The following is a 7,612-nucleotide window of genomic DNA, read 5'->3' as shown; positions in this document are numbered from 1 at the left end:
GCTAGAGAGCACTTTCGAAATTTACATATTGATTCGAACTAGGTTCGAATCTATGAACACTCATTCATTGAGTAATATTTTGATTGCCGACATTCCGAAGAACAGAAGGCAATTTCGAATAACTCAACACCTGTGAGTGCCCACACAGATTACTTGATAAATTGTTAAAGAGCGTTGCACTATATAAAAAAGACGTTTAAAAGATTGCTCTTCTATCCCTCTTACACCGTGCTGCCGTTGACGCTTGGTCGTTGGCTTGGGTTGCGTATTCTACTGATTTCGGTTTTATCGTCAACCCCTTTAATCAGATTGTTTTTAAAAAACCGCTCAAGCGCTCACATATCGAGCGATACGTATAAATCCCATACTATTCACATTGCTAAGCTAGTTAAGACCTTAATAAAACCTCAGTAAAACGAGTCGAGTTGCTGAGGTTTGCCAACATGAAGCGCTTAATCTGTTGATAAATTACCCGAGGCTCTTCCCATGGAGATAATTTGTTTAAAGACTCTTAAGATAGGCAGGTACATCGGCAATTGAATCGAGTACCACACTTGCAGCAGCGACAGCCTCATCGGTGACCGACTTACCGGTTCGAACCAATATGCGAGTCGGGATCCCAGCCGCTTGAGCCGCCAACATATCATCCCGCTTATCTCCTACCATGACCGATTGACTAAGATCTATGTTAAGAAACTTGGCCGCGGTTAACATCATGCCAGGTTTAGGTTTGCGGCAATCACAATCTTGCTTGTAATCACCTACGCCCTTCTCGGCGTGATGGGGGCAATAATAGATGCCATCGAGCTCGACACCTTTATCGACAAAGTTCCAATCCATCCATTCTGTCAGAGTATGAAATTGGTCTTCACTATACATACCACGCGCAATACCCGATTGGTTAGTTACTACTGCCAGCTTATATCCCATCTCTTTAAGAGAGCGGCACGCATCGAACACGCCTTCAACATATTCAAAGTCATCAACCTGATGCACATAACCGTGATCTATATTGATCACACCGTCTCTGTCTAAAAAAACTGCTGGGCTCACGTGTTTAACTCCTAAGTCTAATTCCAGACATTATCCCATCCATTGAAGCAGATTGCACCGCGAACTTTTAGATTTACCCCAAGAACATTTACACTGAATAAAATATACAAACATGCTAACTTTACCCCTATATTGATATTTGTGACTCGCCAGAAACAACACCATTCACACGGCTAGCTCTAATAAACCATGAGTGACTGTTTAATGTGGACTTATCACAAGGTGAGTTCACATTAATACACCAATGAAGGGACCCATTCACATGAGCAGTGATCTATACCAAACAAGAAGAAAGCCCTATTCGAACAACTCCCTGAAGGCAGTTTTGTGATACTTGCTGGCTATTAACACAAAGTGCGCAGCAAGAACATCAAGTATCATTTCAGACAAGACAATGACTTTCTATATCTGACAGGCTTCGATGAACCCGATGCTTTGGCCCTGCTCTGCTCCGATAAGAATCAAGACTCTGGTTTTAAATACAGTTTATTTTGCCGCCCCAAAGATAAAACCCAAGAAGTCAGCTTCGGAGAACGCGCCGGTGTCGATGGATCCATAACAGATTTTAACGCCGATGAAGCTCACGACATTGCCGAGTTAGAGACAGTACTTCTGTCACAGTTAACCACCTAGCGACACATTTTCATCGGCGATGAACTGGGTCGCTTCTCGAGTAGAGTCATCGGCTGGATGAATCATCAGCGTAACACCGCCCCTTTCGACACCATCAAACACCATCTCAGTCTGACCCCCTTGGCCAAAGTGCTTCATCCAATGAGAGTGATAAAGAGCGCAGATGAGATAGCTAAGATCAAGGCCGCAGTTAAAGCCTCTACCGACGGCCACAAGGCCGTCATGCGAGCCTGTAAACCTGGCATCAACGAAGCCGAACTCGATCACTATGCATCGGATATCACTCGTAGTTATCCGGTCAATGGCAAGTTCACCACCGAACAAAAAGCCATCTATAGTCTAGTATTAAGCGCTTTAGATGCCGCAATCACTCGAGTCAAGCCCGGTGCTAGCTGGAACAGCCTGCATGAAACCTGTATGGAAGTGATGGCTAAAGGGCTACTGGAACTAGGCCTGCTAAATGGTAATATCGATGAAATAATGAAAAATGAAACCTATAAAGGTTTCACCGTACACAAGACGGGTCATTGGCTTGGCATGGATGTGCATGATGTGGTCCCTATCACGATGAACAAGAACAGTGGCGAAGACTTGAGCCAGGTATGGTATTTACCATAGAGCCGGGGATGTACATACCGCTGTCGGCAACCGATGTTCCCGAGGGCTGCCGTGACATGGGCATACGCATTGAGGATGATATTTTAGTCACCGAAAACGGCTTTGAAAATCTATCAGCGGGCGTGCCACGAACAATCACAGACATCGAAGCAATCATGTCGACATGTGGGCACAATAACATTTAAAACCAAGACAAAGCTTACTGACTATGTCTGATAAAAAGTATTTTTATCAGAAAAGACGTTTTAGTTTTAAGAAATGGCGTTCATAACAATGGTAAGAAAGCCAAGCCATAACCACAGTAAGAAATACCGTAAGCAACATTCTGACCGGTGCATCTATCAACATAGAACCGCCAATGGGGCTAAATATTTCCCCATGGATTGGGCTTCCGTCTGCAGCCAGCTCAGCATTTATCATCTTCTGCATAAAAAACCACACAATCATGTGGTACAAATAAATGCCATAAGAATATTTTCCGAACCATCGAAAAAATGAGGCCTGGATAATCACTTTTAACAGTGAATGTTGATTTCGTAAGACAGAAGCGAGTAATCCCGCAAAGCCTAGCGCAATTAGACTATATCCCAGCACCGAAAACAAAGGGGTCTGTCGGCCAGGAAAGACCAGTTGGAATATGATGACTGCGGGCAAACACAACCACAGACCAGTGAATGCAAAACGGTCCCAGATTTCGGGTCTAAATGCTGTCGATCTTGCGTAAACCGCAAGCCCAGCGCCAATCATTAAACTATCAGCACGACATACGGAAGCCATATAAGTCGCATCTGCCCAGTTCTCTATTGTGCTAACAAGAAATAGCCTTAATAGTATTATACACAAGACAATTGCTATAATTGAACCCTGTAATCGTTTCCAAAATACAAACACGACGAGAGGCCAAGCCAAATAAAACTGTTCCTCTACAGCCAGGCTCCAGGTTAACCCTAAAAATTCCGGTGATTTATCCGCCAGTCTGAGAGCGTCGATACCAACAAGATCGACAAGAACGGGCTCATTCAACATCCATATATAGTTAGAACCGTAAAACACATACCAAAATACATTATGTCCAACCGGATCCAGTGATGCTTCTTTTAAGTCCATATCATTCAAAATATAGGGGATAACAAGGAAACAAATCAATAAGAATAAATAGTAGAGAGGGAATATCCTAAGGGATCGCCTTACTATAAAATTACGAAAATAATGCCTTCGATGACGAGCATCCAAAAGAATGCCCGTTATAAGGAAGCCGCTTAACACAAAAAACAAATCAACCCCGATCCAACTTATATGACTTGTCTTAGTAATAATCGTTGTCAGTGAGGTACTCCATTCCCAAGGCCATAGGTGATGAAATAAAACGAGCAGAATAGCGATGCCTCTAAGGCCATCTAAAGTTGGGTTATAGCCAAGATAACAGATGTGATCGTCAGCATTATGTAAGTTTAAATCTTGCCCAGCTCGCATACCACAGCTCTCCAACCGAATAGTCTATGTCCTTAAAAAGACGTTTATTCAGACACGAACCTGTATTACTAAGCACTTTACATGCCAGATATTTAATACTATAAAATCAATAGTTAATATCGAGTCATGCATATACTTGCTGATGTTTCTCAATTTGAGATGCATTCTAGCAATAACCTTTGTACATCCAGCTATAGCCTATCGCTATAACTTTCCTGACACTGTAGGAGTCAATCATTGCATTGATTTATATACGAATTCTAGTTGACACGCCTCCAACCTAACCAACCCAACTAACCAAGACATCCAAAATTATTCTCCGTTAGATGGCCTGTACCAAGTACTGCCAGATAAATCCATCGCTGTATCAACTTTAATTTGCCACTACAACCCCACTTTTCCGCCAAACGATACTCAAATATTCCATCATGAATGAAATCCCGACTATCCCCCTGAAAATCAAGCATCAAAAATCCCAAACAGCGGTTTGGTTATGCTTGAATATAATAATTTGAAATGGGTATCTCTGAGTCTTGATTAAGCGCTATCTAGCCATCTATGACAGTTGGCTGCACCTTGCCGGCGCTTGCGGTCAAGGTGTTCACAATACGCTGTTAACTCTTGGGTGTTGCCCACGGGCCCTTTGAAAATTTTGGTAAACTCTGAGGTCAGTTTTATCCAGTTTTCTTGCGAGATATTAAGTCTATTTAATATCTTAGCAGACTCTTGACTCATAGAGCCTCGCTTGTCTGCTCTGACTATCCTCCCTGTATCATCAACAAGTTGCAGATAATCTTTAGCGTTGAACATGAGTCCCTTAGGCATTGCTTTATGTTCGTTACCAACAAAAGGCAGTAGCGTATTGGGCTGCTCACCTTTAATCGCTGCCTCGATTCGCAGTTTAATGCTAGTAAAGTCTGAGATTTCCGGGGTCTTAGCCATCTTAGCGCGGATAGCCTATCTCGTGGTAGAGAGTGGCCTACATGGCCATACATGCAAGTACCGCAGTTTAGTTAAGGGATCTTCATCTGACAATCCTGGGTGTCTTGCTTGTTCATCACAAGAATGGGGTCTCTTCAATTTGAACTTGATTGCTAGCATGCTGTAACTCATTTTGCCCAAAGCGTGTTAGTTACGAATAAAACTTGAGGTAGTTTTACCTTATTCGCTTCGACCCCTTTATCTTTGTAATAAATGAAGTTATCAACTGAAAAATAAATGTAAGATCTTTACAACACCTGTAGCAGCACAAAGAAAGTTATCTAGAGTAGGGTTATCCAAGCTAACGTTGAAAAAACTGAATATAGAACTTTTTTCTTTTATAAAAAAGAGAATGACAGTAATTATCGTGGGTAACCAGCAAAATATTTTATAATATGTTATTTTCGTATTTCTATCGGTAATTCTACTCTGAATATTACCAACTATTTCATCCAAGTTTTTTAAAGTATCACATGATTCAAGTTTTTCATGTCCTTGAACTCTCAGCTTGTCAAAGGTAAACGAACTGCTTTTTTCTATTTGTTCCAACCTCAATACTTGGTCGTTAATCATCCAGTGGTTAAATAAAGCAGTGATTATAACTCCACTAATAATGAATAAATAGCTGTATATGTTGTCAACCTTAGCCAGCGCACCTAAGCTGACTAAAACTATAGGGATAGCGTAAAGCCTAATTTGAATATCATTTAATACAGAGCTTATTTTTTCTGCGTAATCAAAACCTTTTTCTTCAACTTGTTGTTGAAACTCACCTATTGCAAAATTATGAATAAAGATATCGTAATGTTCATAGTAAGCATTTTTTATTTTATCTAAGTGACTGAATAATATAGCTGATTCCGTTTTATTTGATGAGTCTTCTTTTACTAGTTTCCTTAGCGTATCGACTAAAGCTAATTTAAAAAAAGATTGTCTGTCTCTATGATGTAAGTTACCATTTTCATCTTCTGAAACTAACTTTGAAATATCTTCAATGGAAGATATTTCGTCACAGTTAATTAATTCAATAATACTACTTACTTTTACTTCTAATGGTTTGGCAAACTTATCGTCTACACCTTTAATAAAGTAGTAAAGAGCAATTCCATCATCAGTTTTTTTATCAATATCAGAGATTTTAGTTAAGAACTCTATCCACTTAGATATTATCCCCAACTTAATTAGTGACGGGCGAACTAGCTCACTATCACTTCTAAAGTTCTCTTCAATAAAGTAATAGTTATCAGGTAGGCTTTTCCCTTGAATCAAAAACAGTGATAACCTCTCAAATAAATCTTTTTCATTAGTATAAAAGCTGAACTTATTTCCACCATACAAATTGAATTCGATTTTCAGTTCGGTACATTCTGCATTGGGGGTAATATCACTAGACTCAACATCTTCCCAGTCTATCGACATTTCAAAATTTCTAAATTTATCTTTATGATCGAACAAGTACTTTAAATATATTACCTGTTCTTCAGATAGGGTGACTCCCTTGTTTAAACGTAAAACACCGTTTTCACAAGATATATTATCTTCGAAAGATTTGAATAATTTGACAGTAGTGTCAAATAAAACGTCAATCTTGTTCGTCATTTGTCTCATCGTCAAGTAAAGTAACTTGGAAAATAGCTGCTCTGACTTCAGGAGTGATCATTCGGCCTCTAATAATTACGTCATCATTATCTTTATTGAATAGTATAGGCTTGTTTGAATCATCTTCCACTCCAACTAAACCTATATTTTCTAGGTCAAAGTTAAGATTGAAAGCGTCAGTTGCATAATAGATTTTTGCTAACTTATCTACATTTTTTTTTCGAGCTTCAAATGTAGCTGGCATTTCATATTGGTCTTGCTTACTAAATGCTATAAAGCTTTTCTTTTCTTCATCGGAACAAGTCGCAGGTAAGTGAGATACTGCAATTTCATCAATTTTTGAAAGGTGTACTTCTTTACCTATATTATCTGTTAAATACTTTACAAGCTGTGCTCTGGCGTTTTTTTGTGTAGCATTATCAACATCAAATTGCGCTAAGAAATCCTTTAAAACTTCAGGAGCTTTATTAACAGCTTTAGCCGGAGTGATTTTATTAATACAATCAAAAGCACTTGTAAAATAATCTGTATGCGTACCTTTACCGATGAAACTGAGATAATTCTTTTTGCAATCAGTATTTAATGATTTAAAGTAACCAGTGGTATTTATATCAACCGCTTGATGTAACTTACTTAGATCAACATGAACCTCAGTAGTTGGCTTTAAGTTAGTCAGCTTGATACCTGCGGTGTTGGTAATCATTGCAGCCATTAGGCGACTATCATGAAATGATTCATACTCAATAAAGCAAATATAACCACCTTTACTGTTTGTATGAACAATTTCTTTATATAAAGCACCCATTGTAGACTCTGTGAGTTCAAGGAATGTATTGCTCCTTTCATCATCGGTTTGTTCTTCATCTAATTCTTTAAGTTTTAGGGGGAAGTCACCATTTCCTTTAAATTGTCCCCAAAGAACAGCAGTCCTACCTTCCTTGATTTTAACTAAATCTTTAGCAAGCTTTAGAATTATTTCATTGCCTAAGTTTAAAAGTTCACCAGCAACATCTGGTTTTTTCTCTTTAAAAAGTTCGTGAATTACAAAGCGTTTAATTGACGCCATTTCATATCCTTAACAATGTACTGGTTTTTATAGATAAGGCTATAGTACCAGTAAGTCCCTTACGGTGTTTTTCAAGGTAGTTGGCACTCTTTACTTAATTTTACGCTACATTTCTTACATCCGTTTCAGGCTCTTTATCTGGATTCAGCATTACTGGGCCCACGGGCTCACAGTTCCTGATGCCGTTAG

5 protein-coding genes and 2 pseudogenes are annotated in these 7,612 nt (G+C 39.2%); 2 read left to right on the top strand and 5 right to left on the bottom strand.

Annotated elements, in window-relative coordinates:
* Positions 1-501 precede the first annotated feature (501 nt).
* Complete coding sequence (gene gmhB, locus HRU42_RS19850) at positions 502-1,053, bottom strand: D-glycero-beta-D-manno-heptose 1,7-bisphosphate 7-phosphatase (protein ID WP_295033692.1); 552 nt, start codon at positions 1,051-1,053, stop codon at positions 502-504.
* A gap of 354 nt (positions 1,054-1,407) precedes the next feature.
* Between gmhB and HRU42_RS19845 the strand changes: the two genes are divergently transcribed.
* Both HRU42_RS19845 and HRU42_RS19840 read left to right on the top strand, forming a co-directional pair.
* Positions 1,408-1,686 (top strand): aminopeptidase P N-terminal domain-containing protein, encoded by a 279-nt coding sequence (locus tag HRU42_RS19845; RefSeq protein WP_295033690.1) that lies wholly within the window; start codon positions 1,408-1,410, stop codon positions 1,684-1,686.
* A 57-nt stretch (positions 1,687-1,743) separates the two neighbouring features.
* A pseudogene (locus HRU42_RS19840) lies at positions 1,744-2,489 on the top strand (M24 family metallopeptidase).
* A 46-nt stretch (positions 2,490-2,535) separates the two neighbouring features.
* On the opposite strand, the gene HRU42_RS19830 reads toward HRU42_RS19840, so the two are convergent.
* The 4 genes and pseudogenes from HRU42_RS19830 to HRU42_RS19815 all read right to left on the bottom strand — a co-directional run bounded on the left by HRU42_RS19830 (position 2,536) and on the right by HRU42_RS19815 (position 7,423).
* Complete coding sequence (locus tag HRU42_RS19830; protein ID WP_295033686.1) at positions 2,536-3,777, bottom strand: acyltransferase; 1,242 nt, start codon at positions 3,775-3,777, stop codon at positions 2,536-2,538.
* A 537-nt stretch (positions 3,778-4,314) separates the two neighbouring features.
* Positions 4,315-4,731: pseudogene (locus tag HRU42_RS19825) on the bottom strand (transposase); the annotation flags it as partial.
* Positions 4,732-4,980: 249 nt separating this feature from the next.
* The gene (locus HRU42_RS19820; RefSeq protein ID WP_295033684.1) at positions 4,981-6,357 is read right to left on the bottom strand and encodes a hypothetical protein; all 1,377 of its coding nucleotides are present in this window, start codon (positions 6,355-6,357) and stop codon (positions 4,981-4,983) included.
* Entirely contained in the window at positions 6,341-7,423 is a 1,083-nt protein-coding gene (locus HRU42_RS19815) for a nucleoid-associated protein (protein ID WP_295033682.1), read from the bottom strand. Before HRU42_RS19815 ends, HRU42_RS19820 begins: the two co-directional genes overlap by 17 nt.
* Positions 7,424-7,612 lie beyond the last annotated feature (189 nt).

This window comes from Shewanella sp. (assembly GCF_013214165.1).
In the GTDB taxonomy this organism is placed as follows: Bacteria; Pseudomonadota; Gammaproteobacteria; order Enterobacterales; family Shewanellaceae; genus Shewanella.
Note: the sequence above shows the minus strand (reverse complement) of the source record. Positions and strands in the feature narration are given on the sequence as shown.

Excerpts from the sequence above, each read along its gene's own strand:
- HRU42_RS19815 (WP_295033682.1), bottom strand. The coding sequence starts at position 7,423 with ATGGCGTCAATTAAACGCTTTGTAATTCACGAACTTTTTAAAGAGAAA.
- HRU42_RS19820 (WP_295033684.1), bottom strand. The coding sequence starts at position 6,357 with ATGACGAACAAGATTGACGTTTTATTTGACACTACTGTCAAATTATTC.
- HRU42_RS19830 (WP_295033686.1), bottom strand. The coding sequence starts at position 3,777 with ATGCGAGCTGGGCAAGATTTAAACTTACATAATGCTGACGATCACATC.